Annotated in this window: 17 protein-coding genes; 3 read left to right on the top strand and 14 right to left on the bottom strand. The window is 61.4% G+C overall.

What is annotated here, in order from left to right; genetic code table 11:
- Window positions 1-203: 203 nt before the first annotated feature.
- The 14 genes from ABIB60_RS16995 to ABIB60_RS16930 all read right to left on the bottom strand — a co-directional run bounded on the left by ABIB60_RS16995 (window position 204) and on the right by ABIB60_RS16930 (window position 14,806).
- Entirely contained in the window at window positions 204-2,438 is a 2,235-nt protein-coding gene (locus tag ABIB60_RS16995; protein WP_354581604.1) for a xanthine dehydrogenase family protein molybdopterin-binding subunit, read from the bottom strand.
- An 11-nt stretch (window positions 2,439-2,449) separates the two neighbouring features.
- Complete coding sequence (locus tag ABIB60_RS16990; RefSeq protein ID WP_354581602.1) at window positions 2,450-3,430, bottom strand: FAD binding domain-containing protein; 981 nt, start codon at window positions 3,428-3,430, stop codon at window positions 2,450-2,452.
- Entirely contained in the window at window positions 3,427-4,059 is a 633-nt protein-coding gene (locus ABIB60_RS16985) for a (2Fe-2S)-binding protein (protein ID WP_354581600.1), read from the bottom strand. The genes ABIB60_RS16990 and ABIB60_RS16985 overlap by 4 nt, the downstream gene beginning before the upstream one ends.
- A gap of 461 nt (window positions 4,060-4,520) precedes the next feature.
- Window positions 4,521-5,294, bottom strand: coding sequence for an enoyl-CoA hydratase/isomerase family protein (locus tag ABIB60_RS16980; protein WP_354581599.1), 774 nt, complete (start codon window positions 5,292-5,294; stop codon window positions 4,521-4,523).
- 138 nt (window positions 5,295-5,432) lie between these two features.
- A complete protein-coding gene (gene paaZ, locus ABIB60_RS16975; protein ID WP_354581597.1) occupies window positions 5,433-7,493 on the bottom strand; it encodes a phenylacetic acid degradation bifunctional protein PaaZ in 2,061 nt (686 codons plus the stop codon).
- A gap of 93 nt (window positions 7,494-7,586) precedes the next feature.
- Complete coding sequence (gene paaI / locus ABIB60_RS16970) at window positions 7,587-8,033, bottom strand: hydroxyphenylacetyl-CoA thioesterase PaaI (RefSeq protein WP_354581596.1); 447 nt, start codon at window positions 8,031-8,033, stop codon at window positions 7,587-7,589.
- Window positions 8,011-9,192 carry a 3-hydroxyacyl-CoA dehydrogenase NAD-binding domain-containing protein gene (locus ABIB60_RS16965; protein WP_354581594.1) on the bottom strand — a complete coding sequence of 394 codons (1,182 nt, stop codon included), beginning with the start codon at window positions 9,190-9,192 and terminating at the stop codon, window positions 8,011-8,013. The genes paaI and ABIB60_RS16965 overlap by 23 nt, the downstream gene beginning before the upstream one ends.
- Window positions 9,193-9,291: 99 nt before the next feature.
- Window positions 9,292-10,071: an enoyl-CoA hydratase-related protein gene (locus tag ABIB60_RS16960; RefSeq protein WP_354581592.1), complete on the bottom strand. Its 780-nt coding sequence runs from the start codon at window positions 10,069-10,071 to the stop codon at window positions 9,292-9,294.
- A gap of 170 nt (window positions 10,072-10,241) precedes the next feature.
- Window positions 10,242-10,745, bottom strand: a complete 504-nt coding sequence (gene paaD, locus ABIB60_RS16955) for a 1,2-phenylacetyl-CoA epoxidase subunit PaaD (protein WP_354581590.1) — start codon at window positions 10,743-10,745, stop codon at window positions 10,242-10,244.
- A complete protein-coding gene (paaC, locus tag ABIB60_RS16950; RefSeq protein ID WP_354581588.1) occupies window positions 10,739-11,536 on the bottom strand; it encodes a 1,2-phenylacetyl-CoA epoxidase subunit PaaC in 798 nt (265 codons plus the stop codon). Before paaC ends, paaD begins: the two co-directional genes overlap by 7 nt.
- A gap of 13 nt (window positions 11,537-11,549) precedes the next feature.
- A complete protein-coding gene (gene paaB / locus ABIB60_RS16945; protein ID WP_354581586.1) occupies window positions 11,550-11,837 on the bottom strand; it encodes a 1,2-phenylacetyl-CoA epoxidase subunit PaaB in 288 nt (95 codons plus the stop codon).
- Between the two features lie 140 nt (window positions 11,838-11,977).
- Window positions 11,978-12,931, bottom strand: a complete 954-nt coding sequence (gene paaA / locus ABIB60_RS16940) for a 1,2-phenylacetyl-CoA epoxidase subunit PaaA (RefSeq protein ID WP_354581585.1) — start codon at window positions 12,929-12,931, stop codon at window positions 11,978-11,980.
- Window positions 12,932-13,074: 143 nt separating this feature from the next.
- On the bottom strand, window positions 13,075-14,154 hold the full coding sequence (gene paaE / locus ABIB60_RS16935; protein ID WP_354581583.1) for a 1,2-phenylacetyl-CoA epoxidase subunit PaaE: 1,080 nt from the start codon (window positions 14,152-14,154) through the stop codon (window positions 13,075-13,077).
- Between the two features lie 70 nt (window positions 14,155-14,224).
- Window positions 14,225-14,806, bottom strand: coding sequence for a TetR/AcrR family transcriptional regulator (locus ABIB60_RS16930; protein ID WP_354581581.1), 582 nt, complete (start codon window positions 14,804-14,806; stop codon window positions 14,225-14,227).
- A 390-nt stretch (window positions 14,807-15,196) separates the two neighbouring features.
- Between ABIB60_RS16930 and ABIB60_RS16925 the strand changes: the two genes are divergently transcribed.
- The 3 genes from ABIB60_RS16925 to ABIB60_RS16915 all read left to right on the top strand — a co-directional run bounded on the left by ABIB60_RS16925 (window position 15,197) and on the right by ABIB60_RS16915 (window position 19,294).
- Window positions 15,197-15,835: a (2Fe-2S)-binding protein gene (locus tag ABIB60_RS16925; protein WP_354581579.1), complete on the top strand. Its 639-nt coding sequence runs from the start codon at window positions 15,197-15,199 to the stop codon at window positions 15,833-15,835.
- A gap of 115 nt (window positions 15,836-15,950) precedes the next feature.
- On the top strand, window positions 15,951-16,931 hold the full coding sequence (locus ABIB60_RS16920; protein ID WP_354581577.1) for an FAD binding domain-containing protein: 981 nt from the start codon (window positions 15,951-15,953) through the stop codon (window positions 16,929-16,931).
- A 20-nt stretch (window positions 16,932-16,951) separates the two neighbouring features.
- Window positions 16,952-19,294, top strand: coding sequence for a xanthine dehydrogenase family protein molybdopterin-binding subunit (locus ABIB60_RS16915; RefSeq protein WP_354581575.1), 2,343 nt, complete (start codon window positions 16,952-16,954; stop codon window positions 19,292-19,294).
- The last annotated feature ends 33 nt before the right edge of the window (window positions 19,295-19,327 follow it).

The following is a 19,327-nucleotide window of genomic DNA, read 5'->3' as shown; positions in this document are numbered from 1 at the left end:
GGGGCGGCAAGTTAAAGAGTCCGCGCCAGCTGCGCCACAGCCCTGTTTCACACAGAAGCCGCCACGCTGAGCACATGGCAAAAAACGTCATGCAGAGGCGCCGCCGAAGCATCTCGCGTGCTGATGCTGGAAATAGAGCTGCAACATCAGCACGCGAGATGCTTCGGCGGCGCCTCTGCATGACCGTTTATTTCACTTGCTGTTCACACCAGCTTATCCGGCGTAATGGGCAGCTCACGCACTCGCTTGCCGGTGGCGTTGAACACGGCGTTGGCAATGGCCGGGGCTACGCCAATGGTGGCAATTTCACCGATGCCTTTGGTGCCGAGCTTGTTCACGTAGGGGTCAGGCTTGTTCACAAAAAACACCTCCACGGCTGGGGAATCAGCGTGTACGGGCACATGGTAGTCGGCCAGGTCCTTGGTGACGTAGCGGCCGAACCGGTCGTCGATGATGGCGTGCTCCATCAGGGCCATGCCAATGCCGCCCACGGCGCCGCCTTTCATCTGGTTGCCAGCGGTTTTCTCGTTCACGATGGTGCCCGCATCGGCGCAGGAAACCAGCTTACTCACCCGCACCTCGCCGGTCAGCTCATGCACCCGCACCTCGGCAAAATGCACTGAAAACGAGTACATCGACACCTTCGGCCCTTCGCCGCTGGGCTTGGATTCCACGGTCACGGCCGTGCCGCCCGTCTGCTTCACCAGGTCGGCGTAGGGGGCGCGGGCGCTGGAGTTGCCGGTTAAGGTTAGATAGTTATCGGCAAAGATTACGTCTTCTTTTTTAGCCGAGGCAAAGGCTGGGTTGCTGGTGGCAGCCAGCTCGCGCAGCTTGTCTTTCAGGGCCAGGCAGGCTTCCTGCACGGCCGGCCCCACGGTATTTACAATGGCCGAGCCGCCTTGAGTTGGAGCCTGGGCAAAGTCAGAGCTACCCCACTCGAAGCGGATTTTCTCGGGAGCTAGGCCTAGGGTATCGGCGGCAATCTGGGTCATGGCCGTGCCGGTACCGGGGCCAATATCCGTGACGGCGCTTTGCAGCAGCACGGTGCCGTTGGGCAACAGCTGGGCGCTGGCTTTAGAGGAGCCCCGGTGCGCCCCGAAGGTGCCTACGCCCATGCCGTACCCGATGAGCCACTCTCCGTCGCGCAGGGTACCGGGCTTGAGCTGGCGCTTGTTCCAGCCCACCCGCTCGGCTCCGGCTTGGTAACATTCCTTGAGGAACTTGCTGCTCCAGGGCTGGTTTTTCTCGGGGTCTTGGTCGGTGTAGTTGCGCAGGCGGAACTCCAGCGGGTCGATATTCAGCAAAAAGGCCATTTCATCCATAGCCGACTCCAGGGCAAACGCGCCGGTAGCCTCGCCGGGCCCGCGCATCCAGATGGGGGAGCCCACGTCCAGGGCCGCCAGCCGGTAGCGAGTGGTCATGTTCGGCGACTGGTACATCATCTTGGTCTGGCCCAGCGTGGCTTCCACAAATTCCTCATAAGTGGAAGTCTGGCCGATGCTTTCGTGGGTAATGGCCGTAATTTTGCCGTCGGAAGTGGCACTCATCCCGATTTTCTGCCAGGTATGCGGCCGGTAACCCACCATCGTAAACATCTGCTCGCGGGTGAGCATCAGCTTCACGGGGCGGTTCACCACCTTGGCGGCAATTATGGCCGCCGACTCGTGGGGCCAGCTGTGCAGGGCGTTGCCGAAGGCCCCGCCTACGTAGGTGGCAATTACTTTCACGTTGGCTTCGGGCAAACCCCACTGCCGGGCGAAGTCGCGGCGGGTGGCCATGGTGCCCTGGGTTTTGTCGTAGAGCGTGAGGCGGTCGGGGGCTTCCCAGTGGGCCGTAATGGCTTGCAACTCCATGGGGTGGTGCACCTCCGTCGGAATTACGTACTCGCTTTCCAGCTTGATGGCGCCGGTTTTGTAGGCGTCCACCTGCCCACGCTGGTAGTCCGCCGCCCCCGACTTGGGATTTTTCTTGGCCTGGGTGGGCAGAAAGGCGTTGGCTTTGTTGGCCTCCAGGTTGGTTTGGTGCTTTTCCGGGGCATACTGGGCCTTCACCAGCCGGGCCGCAAAACGGGCCCGTTCCAGCGTATCGGCTACCACCACGGCAATGGGCTGGTCGTTGAAGCGGATTTTATCGTCCATAAGCACCTGCAAGGCACTGCCCACCGTTTGCGGCTGTGAGGGGTCCTTGCCCGCGGGCTTGACACCGGGAGCCTTGGGCGCGTTGAGGTGGGTAATAACAGCCAGCACGCCCGGGGCCCGCTCGGCGGCTTTCGTGTCGATGCTGCTGAGGCGGCCTCTGGTTATGGTGCTGCCCACTAGCACGGCGTACGCCATGTTGGGCAGTTCGTACTCGGCTGAGTACTTAGCCGCGCCGGTTACCTTTTGGCGGCCGTCCACCCGGTTCATGGGCGCGCCGATTTTCTTTTCTGGTGCGTTCATCGTTGGTGGAGTTAGGCCGCAGCGGCCGTTTTCAGGGCCTGCACAATGGCATTGGGACCCAGGCGCAGTTTGTATTCGTTGTGCTTAAAGGCTTTAGCACCCTGCATGGCCACGGTAGCCGCCTGCAGGAAGGTTTCCTCGGTGGCGGGTTTGCCTACTAGGGCTTGCTCGGCGGCCGTGAGGCGCCAGGGCTTGTGCGCCACGCCGCCCATAGCCAGCCGCGCCGCTTTAATGGTGCCGTTGTCGATGTCCAGGGCCGCGGCTACTGAGAGCAAGGCGAAGGCGTAGCTGGCCCGCTCGCGCACTTTCTGGTAATGCACGTGCTTGGTGAACGGGCTGTCGGGCACGTCTACGGCGGTTATCAGCTCGCCGGGCTCTAGGTTGGTGTCCTTCTCGGGCGTGTCGCCGGGCAGGCGGTGGAAATCGGCGAAGGGGATGCTTCGGTTGCCTTTCGGGCCGCTTACTTGTACGGTGGCATCCAAGGCTACCAAGGCCACGCTCATATCCGAAGGGTGCACGGCAATGCACTTATCCGAGAATCCGAAGATGGCGTGCATGCGGTTCACGCCCTCCAACGCCCCGCAGCCGGAGCCGGGCTGGCGCTTGTTGCAGGGCATGGTCACATCGTAGAAATAGGCGCAGCGGGTGCGCTGGAGCATGTTGCCGCCCACCGTAGCCATGTTGCGCAGTTGGGGCGAAGCGCCGGCGTTGAGGGCTAGCGCCAGCAGCGGGTGCCGTTCCCGCACCTGCTTGTCGTCGGCTACGGTGGAGTTCAGGGCCAGCGCCCCAATGCGCAACCCGTTGTTTTGCCGCTCAATTTTGCGGAAATCCAGGCGGTTGATGTCCACCAGTTTTTGCGGGGTCATCACGCCGCGCTTCATCAAATCCACGAGGTTGGTGCCGCCGGCAATGAAGCGGGCATTGGCGTCCTTGGCCACGATGTCAATGGCGGCCTGCGGCTTGGTAGCGCGCACGTACTGAAACTGGTTCATACCTTTTGCCCTCCTTGCTTCACGTCCTGAATAGCGGCCACAATGTTGGTGTAGGCCCCGCAGCGGCAGATGTTGCCGCTCATATACTCCCGGATTTCACCTTCCGAGCCGGCGTGGCCCTCCCGTACGCAGGCCACGGCCGACATAATCTGGCCGGGGGTGCAGTAGCCGCACTGGAACCCGTCGTGCTTCACAAAGGCCTCCTGCATGGGGTGCAGCTTGTCGCCGTCGGCCAGGCCCTCAATGGTGGTGATTTCCTGGCCCTCGTGCATCACGGCGAAGCTCAGGCAACTATTCACGCGCTGGCCGTCTACGTGCACGGTGCAGGCCCCGCACTGGCCATAGTCGCAGCCTTTTTTGGTGCCCGTCAGGTTCAGGTTTTCGCGCAGCAAATCCAGCAGGGTGGTGCGGGGCTCCACTTTCAGCTTCAGCTTCTTGCCATTGACTTTCAGGCTCAGCGGAATTTTCTCAATGGACTCGGCTACCCGCTCATCTAGCTTGGCCTCCGCCGCCGATACCACCGGGCCGGGTACCAAAGCCATGGCCGTGAGCAAGGACGATTGTTTGAGGAATGTGCGCCGGTTCTCGTTGTGGTTGGCCGGTACGTCCGGCTCGGGGTTGGTGGCCATAGAAAAGAAAAGTAAAGAGTGCGAGGGAAGGAGCTAACCCAAAAGCGTACGTTTAGGACGGGAATCCTGCCGGTTTCACGCGTACTTTTCCTTGGAAGCGCGGCCGTTGCAGAGCTGCCCAGAAAAGGGTAATAAGACTGGTTTCAATCAACCAACGGGTAGCTCACAAAGTTGTGCGTCGTCCGCCGCAATCATTGCACGGAGCACAGTCGCAATGCGTACACACTTGTTCATAAGCAGTAGCAGGCAAGGCCCGGATCTGTGGTGAGTCCTCAGCACCGCATTAGTATACCCTGATGGAAAATCAAATTTACCGCTCGGCAGCTGCTTCGCCCCGATTACCAACCGCTATATTTTCGAGTGCAGCTGCGAAGGGGGCGGGATGCCTAACGTGCAAAAAGCCCGGTACCTCTTGGGGAGAGAACCGGGCTTTTTGCACGTTAGGCACTGTCGGATCGGACCTAACTGGCCTTGAACTTGCGGATAGCCTGGCGCGTGAAATCTGACAGCACCAGGCGGCCACTGATGGCGGCGCGCTCCGTGAGCAGGGTATCCCAGTGCCCGGTGCCGGCCCAGAGGACTTGTTTCAGTTCGGTCAGGGCTTCGGGGTTGTAGGCAGCCAGCTTGGCTGCAAAGGCGGCCACGGCCGCATCCAGGTCGGCAATGGAGTCGACAACGGTGGCATACAGGCCTTTTTCCTGAGCCCAGGCGGCACTACGGAACTCGCCAGCATCCAGGGCCAACTGCCCGTAGGCGGCCGTCCCGATTTTGCGCTCCACCACCGGCCCCACCACAAACGGCCCGATGCCCACCACCAACTCACTGAGCTTCACGCTGGCTTGGCTGGTAGCAAAACAATAATCGGTGGCGGCGGCCACGCCTACGCCGCCGCCAATGGCCTTACCCTGCACCCGCCCGATAATGATTCTTGGAGAGGTGCGGCAGGCATTAATCACCTTGGCGAAGCCGGAAAAGAATGCTAGGCCTTGGGATTCATCTTCAACAGCCATCAGCTCATCGAAGCTGGCCCCAGCGCAGAAGGTCTTTTCGCCCTCACTGCGCAGGATGATTACTTTGGTGGCGGCCTCCTGGCCTACGCGGGTAATGGTTTCAGCCAGTTCCGTGAGCAAGACGCCAGGCAGGGAGTTATGGCTAGGGTGGAAGAAGCTGATGGTAGCCACGCCCTGGGCGTCGGTGGAAGTTTCCACCTTACCGGCGGTGAGAATATCGTTCATGGGTGGGATGGGTGTCTTAGGTCTCGAAAGGACGTCATGCTGAGCTTGCCGAAGCATCTCTAATGCTTCGTTGCAGGCTATCTGAGGAAGCGGTAGAGATGCTTCGGCAAGCTCAGCATGACGTTCTAGAGGGGAAATCTACTCCTGATTCTTCTTTTTCACCATCGTGAGGATGGTGGCTACGGCTACGGTTTCGTCGGTTTGGTCGGTTACTTCTACCAGCCAGCGCACGATGCCCTTGGCTACGTCAGTTTCGTCGCGCTTCTCCTGGCCAATTTTCTCCTTCACCGTGAGCGTGACGCCGATGGTGGTGCCGGGGTACACGGGCTTGGTGAAGCGGCACTCATCGAGGCCATAGTTGAGCAGCACCGGGCCCTTGCGCGGGTCCACGAACATGCCGGCGGCCTTGCTCAGGATGTAGTAGCCGTGGGCCACGCGACCGGTAAAGAGGGTGCCCTCCAGCGAGGTTTCGTCCACGTGGGCGTAGAAATTGTCGCCTGACACCTGCGCGAAGTTGGTAATGTCGGCTTCCGTGACGGTGTGTTTGTGCGTCACGTACGCCTGCCCGATTTCCAGCTCCTCAAAGTAATGCTGGAAGGGGTGCTTGTCCTTCTCAATTTGCTTGGCCTTAGGCTGATACACTTGGGTGATGGCCGTAATCATGCTGGGTGAGCCTTGCAAAGCCACGCGCTGCATGAAGTGCTCCACCCCGCGGATGCCGCCCATTTCCTGCCCGCCGCCCGCGCGGCCGGGGCCACCATGGATGAGCTGGGGCAGGGGGGAGCCGTGCCCGGTGCTTTCCTTGGCCATTTCCTCGTTGAGCACCAGAATGCGGCCGTGGTGCGTAGCCGCGCCCAGCACAAACTCCTGGGCTACCTCGGCGCTGTTGGTGGCAATGCTGGTTACCAGGGAACCGCGGCCCAGATTGGTTAGGCGCACGGCTTCGGCGGTGTCCTTATAAGGCATCAGGGTGGCCACCGGCCCGAAGGCTTCCACCTCGTGCGAGTCGAGGTGCTCAAAGGGCCGCTCGTTCAGCAGCAGAATGGGGGAGATGAAAGCGCCCTTGGCTGCATCGGCCCCGCGCTCCTGGCCCAGGATGTTCACGTTGTCCAGGTCGCCGTACACGATGGGGGTGCGCTCGGCCAGGCGGCGCACTTTGTCGCGCAGGATGGCGGCCTGCTCGCGCCCGGCCAGCGCGCCCATGCGCACGCCCTCGGCTAGCGGGTGCCCCACGGTGGTTTGGCTCAGGGCCTTGCCGAGGGCAATCTGCACGTCTTCCAGCAGGTTTTCGGGCACGATGATGCGGCGGATGGCGGTGCACTTCTGCCCGCACTTGGCCGTCATTTCCTTGCGCACTTCCTTCACAAACAGGTCGAACTCCGGGGTGCCCGGCTTGGCGTCCAGGCCCAGCACGGCGGCGTTCAGCGAGTCGGCCTCCATGGTGAAGGGCACGGCCTCTTCCACGATGCGCGGGTGGGCGCGCAGCTTGCGGCCGGTGGCGGCCGAGCCGGTGAAGGTCACCACGTCTTGGTACGTCACGTGGTCGAGAATACCCTGGCCGGAGCCTACTACCAGCTGCAGCGCACCTTCGGGCAGAATGCCGGATTTGATGATTTCGCGCACCACAGCCTCGGTGAGGTAGGCGGTGGGCACGGCGGGCTTCACCACGGCGGGCATGCCGGCCAGCAGGTTCACCGCAATTTTCTCCAGCATCCCCCAAATGGGGAAGTTGTAGGCATTGATGTGCACGGCCACGCCCTCGCGGGGCACCAGCAGGTGCTGGGCCATGAAGGTGCCGCCCTTGCTCAGGCCCACCGGCTCGCCCTCCACGTAGAACGGCTTGTCGGGGAATTTGCGGCGCAGCGAGGCGTTGGCAAACAGGTTGCCGATGCCGCCCTCAATGTCAATCCAGGAATCAGCGCGGGTGGCGCCGCTGCGGTAGCTCAGCTCGTAGAACTGCTCTTTGCGCTCCTGCAGGTAAAACGCCAAGGCCTTGAGCATACGGCCCCGCTCGTGGAAGGTGAGCTTGCGCAGCGCGGGGTTGCCCACGCGGCGGCCGTACTCGAGGATGGAAGCAAAGTCGTAGCCCTCGGGGTGGGCCAGCGCAATGACTTCGCCGGTGGAGGCGTCGTAAAGTTCCTGCTGGTCGCCGGAGCCGGCGTGCCAGCGGCCCTGGGTGTAGTTTTCGAGAGTGGTCATTTTGTTTAGCTAGTAGCTAATAGCTGTTGGCTATTAGCTTAGGGTAGGAGGAACAGGAATTATTCAGCTTAAGAGGCTAACAGCTAATAGCCATCAGCTAACAGCTTCGATAACCGTACTGGTGCGGTAGGCGGTGCCTTTGAACAGGGCCAGAAGGGTGCCATGCTGGTTGGTGAGACGCAGCTGATACACGCCCACTTTGTGGCGGAGGCTTTCCTCGCGGGCTTCCACAGTAATTAGGTCATCAGGGCGGCCGGGCTCCAGGTAGTCGATGGTGACGCTCAGGGCCACGCTCTGGCGGCCGTGGCTGTTGCAGGCGAAGGCAAAGGCCGAGTCGGCGGCGGCAAAGGCCACGCCCCCGTGCAGAATGCCGAAGCCGTTAAGCATCTCGGGCCGTACCCGAAACTGCAGGCGGCAGTAGCCGGGGGCCATGTCCGTCACCTCCAGCCCCAGCCAGTGGCTAAAGGCGTCGTGCTCCAGCATGCGGTTTTTTACGGCCTCGGCGCGGGCCACCAGCTCAGCGGGCGTCGGCTGGCTCATGCTGCAGGAATGGTTGATGGGCTTTCACCAGGCGGCGCAGCAGCGGGCTGGCGCGGTACCGGTCCTCGTGGTATTCCTCGTACAGGTCGTCGAGGGTGGCCAGCACGGTGGCGGGACCCAGCTCATCGGCCCACTGCAGCAGGCCCTTGGGGTAGTTCACGCCTTTGGTCATGGCCAGCTCCAGGTCGGGGGCCGAGGCTACGCGCAGGTGCAGAGCGTCGGCGGCTTCGTTGATGAGCATGGCCAGCACGCGCTGCACAATGCGGCGGCCCAGCGCCTCGTCGCGGGTAGGCTCGGGCAAGGTGGCCCCGTCCCGGTAATCGTAAAAGCCGCGGCCCGATTTGCGGCCGTAGTAGCCGGCCTCAAACAGGCGCTTCTGGGTGAAGCTGGGCTTGTAGCGCGGGTCGAAGAAGAACGAAGTAAACACCGACTCCGTGACGCGGTAGTTTACGTCATGCCCGATGAAATCCATCAACTGAAACGGCCCCATGCGGAAGCCGCCCAGCTCGGTGAGGGCCCAGTCGATGGTGGCGGCGTCGGCCACGCCTTCTTCCAGCAGCCGGATGGCCTCGCCGTAGAAGGGTCGCGCTATGCGGTTCACAATGAAGCCCGGCGTGTCCTTGCACAGCACCGGCAGCTTGCCCCAGCTCTGCACCAATTGGCGGATTTCCTCGGCCAACCCGGCGCGCGTTTGCACCGCCGGAATCACCTCCACCAGTTGCATCAGCGGGGCGGGGTTGAAGAAGTGGATGCCGATAAACCGCTCGGGCCGCTGGCAGGCCGCCGCAATGCTGGCAATGGACAGCGACGACGTGTTGGACGCCAGTACACAGTCGGCCGACACTACCAGCTCCACTTCACGAAACAGCTGCTGCTTCACGCCCAAGTCTTCCACAATGGCTTCCAGCACCAATCCGCAGTCGGCAAACTGGCCGAGTTCGGTGGTGAGCTGCACGCGGGCGGCGGCCGCTTCGGCCGCTTCCGGGGTAAGCTTGCCTTTCTCCGCCAGCTTCTGCAGCCCGCCGCGGATGCCGGCCACGGCCCGGTCCAGGGCGGCCGTGTTCTGGTCGAGCAGGCGCACCGGGTGCCCGGCCTGGGCCACCACCTGCGCAATACCCGCCCCCATGGCCCCGCTGCCAATAATTCCGATGGTTATCATTGGTTTTTGGTTGATAGTTATTGGTTTTTGGTTTTGGAAAGAGGCACACAGTTTTAGCTACAACAGCCAAAAACCAGTAACCACCAACCAAAAACCAACCTAATTCCCCGTGAACGTGGGCTGGCGTTTTTCCAGGAAAGCGGCTACGCCTTCTTTGTAGTCGGCGGTGCTGCCGGCGCGGAGCTGGTAGTCGCCCTCGGCGCGCAGCTGGCGGGTGAGGTCATTGCCGAAGCTCTGATTGAGTAGCTGTTTGGTGTAGGCCAGGCCCTTGGTGGGCATGGCGGCCAGCTTGCGGACCAGGGCGCCGGCCTCCTGCTCGAAGGTGTCGTCGGGGAAGGTTTTGTAGATCATGCCCATCTGCACGGCCTCCTGAGCCGATACCTTGTCGCCGGTCATCATTAAGGCCGAGGCGCGCTGCATCCCGATAAGCCGGGGCAGGAAGTAGGTGCCGGCACTGTCCGGAATCAGCCCAATTTTGCTGAACGCCTGAATAAACGAGGCCGACTCCTTGGCCACCACCACATCACAGGCCAGGGCCAGGTTGGCGCCCGCGCCGGCAGCCACGCCATTCACGGCCGCTACCACCGGCTTATCCAGTGCCCGAATCAACTCCACAATCGGGTTGTAGTGCTTCTCCACAATGTCGGCCACCTCGGGGGCATTGGGGCCAGTAATTTCCGCCAAGTCCTGACCAGCGCAGAAGGCTTTGCCGGTGCCGGTGAGCAGCACAGCGCGTACCTCGGAGTTCTGCTGACACTCGCGCAAATGCTGCTGCAGGGCCAGCGCCACCTCTTTATTAACGCTGTTGAATACCTGCGGCCGGTTGAAGCGGATGGTCGCTACGCCGCCATCGAGGGAGAAATGGAGAGAGTCGGTCATGTGGGTGGGACCTCACCCCCTAGCCCCCTCTCCTCGGGGAGAGGGGGGACTAGCTCTAGCTTTTAGATTCCTAGAAAGTAGAGTTGGCTTGGAGGCGAGTGGAATTAGGGTTAAGAATCACTAGAAACTAGTTCCCCCTCTCCCCGAGGAGAGGGGGCTAGGGGGTGAGGTCAGTGGCATTTGAAGTAGTCGAAGGGCTCTAAGCAATCATTACACTGATAATGCGCTTTGCAGGCCGTAGAGCCGAACTGACTGATGAGCCGGGTATTGGTGGACTTGCAGTGGGGGCAGCGCAGCACGGGTTCCTGGCCAAATAGGTTGAGCACGTGGCCAGTAGCATCCTGGGGCGGGGCAATGCCATAGGCTTCCAGTTTCTGCTTCCCCGCCTCCGACATCCAGGCCGTCGTCCAGGCGGGGCTGAGCTGGTTGTAGATGTGCAGCTTAGTAATGCCCTCGGCCAGCAGCCGCAGCCGGATATCAGTGGCAATGGTGTTCATGGCCGGGCAGCCCGAGTAGGTGGGCGTGATGGTCACATGCACTTCGTCGCCGCGCAGTTCTACCCCGCGCACAATGCCCAGGTCCAGAATGCTGAGCACCGGCACCTCGGGGTCAGAAACTTCTTCCAGCAGCTGCCAGATGCGCTCCTCGGTGGGTGCCGTTGCGTGCTCTACCATTGCAAGCCGGGGTAAGTGCGTTGCAGGTACTGTAGTTCCGCCAGCAGGTAGCCGAGATGCTCGGAGTGGCGGCCGATTTTGCCACCTTTCTGCATGAACACACCCTGCGGTACCGGCAGCGTAGCCTCGGCAAATACCCGCTCCACGTGCTGGTTAATCTGCTCTTGAATGGCGGCGTAATCGGGCAGGAAACCGGCCGCCTGCAGGGCCTGCTCGGTGGCGGAAGGTGTGGTCAGCTCGCCCGAATAGCGCCAGAGGGAGTTGATAGCCGCTTCCACGCGGCGGCGGCTTTCCTCGGTACCATCCCCTAGCCGGATAACCCACTCGGCGCTCCACTTCACGTGATAGGCCGCCTCCTTTACCGATTTCTCGGCAATAGCGGCCAGCTGCCTGTCGGGGCCGGTTTGCAGGTGGAGCAGTAGGTGGTAGTGGAACGCGTCGTAGATAAACTGCCGCACAATGGTGTGGGCGAAGTCACCGTTGGGCTGTTCGGCCAGCAGCACGTTGCGGTATTCCACCGCATTGCGCAGGTAGGCCAGGTCGTCCTCGGTGCGGCCCCGGCCTTCCAGCTCGGCGGCGTACTGGTAGTAGCTGCGCGCCTCGCCTAGCAGGTCGAGGGAAATGTTGGCCATGGCCAGATCCTGCTCCAGAATGGGGCCGTGCCCGCACCATTCGCTCAGGCGGTGAGCCAGGATGAGGCTGGTATCGGCCAGCTGTAGCACGTACTCAAACAGTTGCTGGCGCAGCTCGGAAGTTACGTCGGGCACTACAATGGTGTGGGTGTCTTGCATAGCGGCCCGCCGGTTACATGTGCTTGATAGAGTCCGGCACCGTGTAGAACGTGGGGTGACGGTAGATTTTGTCGTTGGCCGGCTCGTAGAAGGCGACGGAGTCGTCGGGGTTGGAGGCGTGCACGTGCTTGCTTTCCACCACCCAGATGCTCACGCCCTCCAGGCGGCGGGTGTACACGTCGCGGGCGTTCTGGATGGCCATTTCGGCGTCGGCGGCGTGCAGGCTGCCCACGTGCTTATGGTCGAGACCCTGCTTGCTGCGGATAAAAACTTCCCACAGCGGCCATTCTTTCTGAGACATACTATTTAGGTTCTTAGAAAAAGTCATTCCGAGCGCAGCCGAGGAATCTTGCTCGTTAGGAATTCAGATTATCACTGCAACGTCAGCACGCGTGATTCCCCGGCTGCGCTCGGAATGACACTTCCTTTGTTAATTGATATCTAAGCAGTTGCGGCTTCGGCGCGCTGCTTGCGCTTCTCGGCGTGGGCCAGGGCGGCTTCGCGCACCCAGGCACCTTGTTCCCAGGCATCAACGCGGGCCTGCACCCGCTCCCGGGAGCAGGGGCCGTTGCCTTTTACCACGTCCCAAAACTCGGCCCAGTCCACGTCGCCGAAGTCGTAGCCCTGTTTGGCTTCGTTCCACTGCAGCTTGTCATCGGGCACGGTGAGGCCCAGAAACTCGGCCTGGGGCACCATCATGTCCACGAATTTCTGGCGCAGCTCGTCGTTGGTGAAGCGCTTGATGCGCCACTTCATGCTCTGCTCGGTATTGGGCGAGTCGGCGTCTTTCGGGCCGAACATCATCAGCGTGGGCCACCACCAGCGGTTGAGGGCTTCCTGGGCCATGGCCTTCTGCTCGGGCGCACCCTCGCACAGGGTCTGCATAATTTCGAATCCCTGGCGCTGGTGGAAGCTTTCCTCTTTGCACACGCGCACCATGGCGCGGGCGTAGGGGCCGTAGCTGGTGCGGCACAGCGGCACCTGGTTTAGAATAGCCGCGCCATCCACCAGCCAGCCAATGGTGCCCATATCGGCCCAACTCAGGGTGGGATAGTTGAAGATGCTGCTGTACTTGGCTTTGCCCGAGTGCAGGTCGGCCAGCATCTGGTCGCGCGAGGCTCCCAGGGTTTCGGCAGCGGAGTAGAGGTAGAGGCCGTGGCCGGCTTCATCCTGCACCTTGGCCAGCAGAATCGACTTACGCTTGAGCGAAGGGGCACGGGTAATCCAGTTGCCCTCGGGCAGCATCCCAACCAACTCAGAGTGCGCGTGCTGCGAAATCTGCCGGATCAGGGTTTTGCGGTAGGCTTCCGGCATCCAATCCTTGGGTTCAATGCGGATGTCCTCGTCGATACGGGCCTGAAACTGTTCTTCCTGGGTGAGTTCTAGCGTTTCCATGCTTCTTCAACAAAGAGTAACTAACAATCGTTAGTTAAATGTAGAGAAAAGTTTGTTGTCATTTCGAGTGAAGCGAGAAATCTGGGTATCTCAGCTTTCAAACCTAGGTTTCTGGCTTCGCTCGAAATGACAGCGTGAATGGCTTACTGGTCGAAATCCACTGAAACCTTCTCGGAAGTGGGGCGGGCCTGGCAGCTGAGCACGTAGCCTTTGGATATTTCCGTTTCGGAGAGAGAGTAGTTCACATCCATTTCCACGGTGCCTTCCGTTACGCGGCAGCGGCAGGTGCTGCACATGCCGTTTTTGCAGGAGTAGGGGGCATCCACGCCGCGCTCCAGCAGGGCATCCAGAATGGTGTCGCCGTAGTACGACATGGGCAGCGGGTACTTGGTGCCTTCCAGCTGCACGGTAACCACGCTCTGCTTGTCGTCCTGGCCGGTGGGGCGCTGGGCTTGGCGCTCGGCTTTGCGCTTGGCCCCTTCGGCCGAGGTAAACATTTCGAAGTGCACCTTCTCAGGGGCCACGCCGGCTTCCGTCAAGGCTTCCTTCACGCCCAGAATCATTTCCTCGGGTCCGCAGATGAAAGCCTCGTCAATTTCCTGGGGCGGAATGATTTTCTGCAGAAACTGCTGGGCCTTCTGCTTGTCGATGCGGCCGAAAAACAAATCGGCCTCCCCATGCTCCCGGCTCAAAATGTGGTACACGCTCAGGCGGTCCACAAAGCGGTTTTTCAAGGCCTCAATCTGCTCCTTGAAGATGATGGAGTTGCGGCCCCGGTTGCCGTACACCAGGTACACCTGGCTGCCGGGCTCGGTGAGCAGAATGGTTTTCACGATGGACATCACCGGCGTAATGCCCGAGCCGGCCGCAAAGGCCACGTATAGCTTCTGATTATCGGCGTGCAGCTCGGTGGTAAAGTGGCCCATCGGTGGCATCACCTCCAGTTCCTCGCCCACGCGCAGCTGCTGCACGGCGTGGGTGGAAAACCGGCCCTCAGGCACCTGCTTGATGGCCACGCGCCACTCATTATCCAAAGGGCTGCTGCAAATGGAGTAGGAGCGGCGCACTTCCTCCCCGTTTAGGTGGCGGCGGAAGGTGAGGTACTGGCCTTGGGTAAAGCGGAACGTTTCCCGCAGCTCGGCGGGCACATCCAGGGCCACGCTCACGCAGTCCGGCGTTTCGCGGGTAATGCTCTTAACTCGTACGGTGTGAAAACGACTCATTTTTATTGCGCTATTGGCTATTAGCTGTCAGATAAATAAGCAAACAGCTAATAGCCAGCAGATAATAGCTTTATTTTGCCAGGCCAGTGAGGAGCATGGTGATGATGTGGTCTTCGAGTTCTTCGGCCGACAGCTCCCGGCCGGGGCGGTACCACAGCTCCACCCAGCGCACTGCCGAGAGAATGGTAAACAGGGCCACCGATACATTCACGGGCTGGAACTCGCCGGCCGCAATGCCCTGCTCAATGAGGGCCGCAAAGCCTTTTTCGTAGTTTTTGCGGGCGTCTTTGAACGCGGTAAGCTGGGGTTCGGGCAGGTATTTCCAGTCATGGTTGGCTACGGATACGGCCGCACCGTCCTCAATCATCAGCCGGATGTGCAGCCGGATCAGGGCTTTTACCTTGTCGGCGTAGCTGGCATCGGTCTGCTCAATTTCGGCTAGCTGGGAAATGTACGTGTGGGCAATGCGGGTACAGATCAGGTCCAGAATTTCGTCCTTGCTCTTGATGTGATTGTACATGCTGGCCGCCTCCATGCCTACTTCCCGGGCCAGGTCGCGCATGGAAGTACCCCCAAAGCCCTTCTGCTTGAACAGCTTGGCGGCTTCATCGAGGATAAGCTGCCGACGGTTGGTTTTGCGGGTGGTCAACATGACAGAAGAAGAAATTCGGGTTGCTCAAGAACAGCTGGAATAGCCGAATAGCGGGTACGAATGTAGGAAGAAAACTACCGCAAACTAATGTTTGTTAGTTTTTTCAGGTTAAAGCTCGGTTGGCCTTTTTGCCTGGTGGCATACTATGCGCCGGCTGACGGCCAGAAACTGGCCATTGCCTTACCAAGCATAGCTATATAGAGGTTGGCCGGGCAAAAGCGTGTACCTACCTCAACAATGCAGGCAAGCCGCCGTACACCGGGCATATACGCTGCTGTCAGCTGCTGTACCAGGATGGTGGGTTTCGCCCAGGCTTGTTAGCTTGCCCGTAACTAATTGTTTGAAGTAGAGAAGGATAGGTGGCGCATGTTTCTACTTCAACTTCCGGTTATGTCAACAGCATCTTCTTCTGAACCCTTGGATGGGCCACAGCCCGCGCCCCGCCCCGAGGATGGCACCCGCCGCTCCTTTATGAAGCAGGCGGGCGGTATTCTGGGCCTGGCCCTGGCCCCGCCCATCGTGTCGCAGGCCGAGCGGCTGGCGGCATACTCCAAAACCGTGGAGGGCGTTAGCGCCCTGCAACTGAACATCAACGGGGCCGCCCGCACTATCCAGGCCGAGCCCCGGGTGACGCTGCTGGATGCCCTGCGCGAGTACCTGGACTTAACCGGCACCAAGAAAGGCTGCGACCATGGGCAGTGCGGGGCCTGCACCGTGCTGGTGGATGGCAAGCGTATCAACAGCTGCCTGACGCTGGCCGTCATGCAGCAGGGCAAGCAGATTACCACCATTGAGGGCCTGGCCAAAGGCGACGCCCTGCACCCCATGCAGGAGGCCTTTATCAAACACGACGGTTTCCAGTGCGGCTACTGCACCCCCGGCCAGATTATGAGCGGGGTGGCCTGCGTGCAGGAAGGCCACGCCACCACCGACGAGCAGTGCCGGGAGTGGATGAGCGGCAACCTCTGCCGTTGCGGGGCCTACCCCAATATTGTGGCCGCCGTGCGCGAAGTAGCTGGCAAAGGGTAGATGTGAAGTTGTGAAATGGTGAGGTTGTGAGTTCTCGAAAGTAGAGTTCTGACGCAGTAAAACGCCCACTTCACCCTTCACAAGCTCACAACTTCACCATTTCACTCTTGAGAAGATGAACAACTTTAGCTATACCCAGGCCAGTACGGCCAAAGAAGCCACCAGCATCCGCAAGGACCAGCCGGCGGCGGCCTACATTGCCGGCGGCACCACGCTGCTGGATTTGATGAAGGCCAATCTGGAGGAGCATCCGCAGCTGGTGGACATCAATATGCTGCCGTTCAAGGGCATCGAGCAGACCAAGGACGGTCTGCGCATCGGGGCCATGGAGCGCATGAGCGACGTGGGCGAAAATAAGCTGGTACTGGAACAGTTTCCGGCCATTTCCGAGTCCTTACTGCTGGCGGCCTCGCCCCAGCTGCGCAACATGGCCAGCATCGGGGGCAATATTCTGCAGCGCACCCGCTGCGGCTACTTCCGCGACGCGGCGTTTCCCTGCAACAAGCGCGTGCCCGGCTCGGGCTGCCCCGCCCTGCAGGGCGACAACCACAACCTAGCCATACTGGGAACCTCCGAGTCCTGCATTGCCACGGCCTACCCCGGCGACTTGTCGGTGGCCCTGGCGGCCCTGGATGCCGTGCTGACGCTGGAAAACGCCAAAGGCAAACAGCGGCGCGTGCCCGTCACCGACTTCTACCTGTTGCCCGGCTCCACGCCCCAGAAGGAAACTGTGCTGGAGCCCGGCGAGCTGATTGTGTCGGTGCTGATTCCGGCTACCAACCACGCCCGCCGCTCTACCTACCTGAAGGTACGAGAGCGGGCCTCCTATGCCTACGCCCTGGCCTCGGCCGCCGTGGGACTCGATGTGCAGGGCGGTTCTATTCGCTCGGCCCGCGTGGCTTTGGGGGGAGTGGGCACAAAGCCCTGGCGCAGCCCGGAGGCGGAAAAAGCGCTGGTGGGGGAGCCGGCCACGGAAGCTACTTTCCGGGCCGCCGCCGCGGCTGCGTTGCGCGGTGCCCAACCTCGCGAACATAACGGCTTCAAGGTGGAGCTGGCCCAAAACACGCTGGTGCAGGCCCTGCTGAAGGTAGCCTAAACCCTGACCTCTTTCGAACCATGGATTTTACAGAACCAAGCTTCTTCGAAACCAACCCCAAAGCCGGGTCGGTAGGTCAGCCGCTGGACCGGGTAGATGGCCGGGCCAAGGTAACCGGGCAAGCCCGCTACGCCGCCGAGTACAACAACCTGCCGGGTCTGTCCCACGCCGTGCTGCGTACCAGCGACGTGGCGAAGGGGCGCATCCAGAACATTGACGCCAGCCTGGCCCTCAAGCAGCCGGGCGTGCTGGCCGTACTCACTCACCAAAATCTGCCCAAGCTGGCCAAAACCCCCAACGATGCCGAGGGCAAAAAGGCCATCGGGGCGCCCATGGGCTTTCTGCCGCTTACGTCGGACGTGATTCACTACGCCGGCCAGCCGGTGGCCCTGGTGGTGGCCGATACGCTGGAGCGCGCCCAGCACGCGGCAGCTCTGCTGAAGATTCAGGTAACGGCCGAGGCGCCCATTGCTTCCTACGAGGACAAAAAGGCCCAACTGTTTGACCCGGAGAAGGTGCAGGATGGCAAGACCAAGGCCCGCACCGTGCGCGGCAACCCCCAGCAGGCCTTCGCCGCCGCGCCGGTGCAGCTCACGCACAAGTACGACCACGCCATCAACCACCACAACCCCATGGAGCCCGGGGCCACCACTGCCCACTGGGAAGCCCCCGACCGCCTCACGGTGTACGACGCCACGCAGGGCGTAACGCGCACCCAAAAAGCCCTCAGCACCATGCTGGGACTATCGGCCGAGCAGGTGCGGGTGGTGACGAAGTACCTCGGCGGCGGCTTCGGCTGCAAGGGCTCCAGCTGGCCCCACACCGTGCTGACGGTGCAGGCGGCCCGCGCCGTGGGCCGGCCGGTAAAGCTGGCCCTCACGCGCCCCCAGATGTTCACCAGCATGGGCCACCGTGAAGACCAGACCCAGACCCTGAAAATCGGGGCTACCCGGGACGGCAAGCTCACGGCCCTGATTCACGAGAAAACCTCTACTACCTCGCCCTGGGACAACTACGCCGAGCCCAACAGCAAAATCATCAATATCCTCTACGAGTGCCCCAACTTCGAGGCGACCTACCAGCTGGCCCGGGCCAATGTGATGACGTCCACGTTTACGCGGGCCCCCGGCGAAGCTCCGGGCTCGTTTGCCCTGGAGTGTTCCATGGATGATCTGGCCTACCAATTGGGCCTTGACCCACTGGAGATTCGTTTGCGTAACTACGCTGAGAAGGACCCTAGCACCGGCCAAGCCTGGAGCAGCAAAAGCCTGAAGCAGTGCTACCAGCGCGGCGCTGAGCTGTTTGGCTGGAACAAGCGCAACCCCAAAGCCGGCCAAACCCGCGACGGCCGCCTGCTGGTGGGCTACGGTATGGCCACGGCCAGCTACCCCGTGCACAACAACCAGGGCACGGCCCGGGTGCGGCTCTATGCCGATGGGCACGCTCTGGTACAAACCGGTGCCACCGACCTGGGAACCGGCACCTACACCGTAATGACGCAGGTAGCCGCCGATTCGCTCTGGATAGCCCCGGAGAAAGTGCGTTTCGAACTGGGCGACACTAAGCTGCCCACGGCTCCCAACTCGGGCGGCTCAGTGGCGGCAGGTACGGTGTCCTCATCCATCTACATGGCGGCCCAGGACTTGTGGCAGAAGCTGATTAAGGTGGCGGTGCTGGATAAAAAGTCGCCGCTGTACCGGGCCAAGGCCGCCGATGTGGAGGTGAAGCAGGGCCGTTTGCAGCTGAAATCGAACCCGCAGAAAGGGGAGGCCTTTGCCGATCTGATGAAGCGGGCCGAAATGACCGACGTGGAAGGCAACGGGCAGGGCCGCTACGGCAGCGGCTACGAAGATGCCCAGGCCGCCGCCAACGCCGACCCCACCAAGAAGGACGAAGCCGGCAACCACTCCATGCACTCCTTTGGGGCCCACTTTTGCGAGGTTAAAGTCGACCCCGACCTGGGCACCGTGCGCGTCACGCGCTGGGTGAGCGTGCACGGGGCCGGCCGCATCCTCAACGCCAAAACCGCCCGCTCCCAGATCATCGGGGGCAGCATCTTCGGCATCGGCTCGGCGCTGATGGAGAAAACCGTGCGTGACCCCAATATGGCCCGCTACACCAACGCCTCCCTGGCCGACTACCACATCCCCGTCAACGCCGATATTCCCGACATGACGGTGGAGTTCATCGACGAAAAAGACCCATACATCAACGCCATGGGCGTGAAAGGCATCGGGGAAATTTCGATGGTGGGCGTTGCCGCTGCCGTGGCCAATGCCGTATTCCACGCCACCGGCAAGCGGATCCGCAGCCTGCCCATCACCCCCGACAAAGTTCTGGAAACGAAAGTAATGCAGGCGTAGCGGATCAATCATTTCGAACAAAGCGAGGAATCT

The organism is Hymenobacter sp. UYP22, from assembly GCF_040547285.1.
In the GTDB taxonomy this organism is placed as follows: domain Bacteria; phylum Bacteroidota; class Bacteroidia; order Cytophagales; family Hymenobacteraceae; genus Hymenobacter.
Note: the sequence above shows the minus strand (reverse complement) of the source record. Positions and strands in the feature narration are given on the sequence as shown.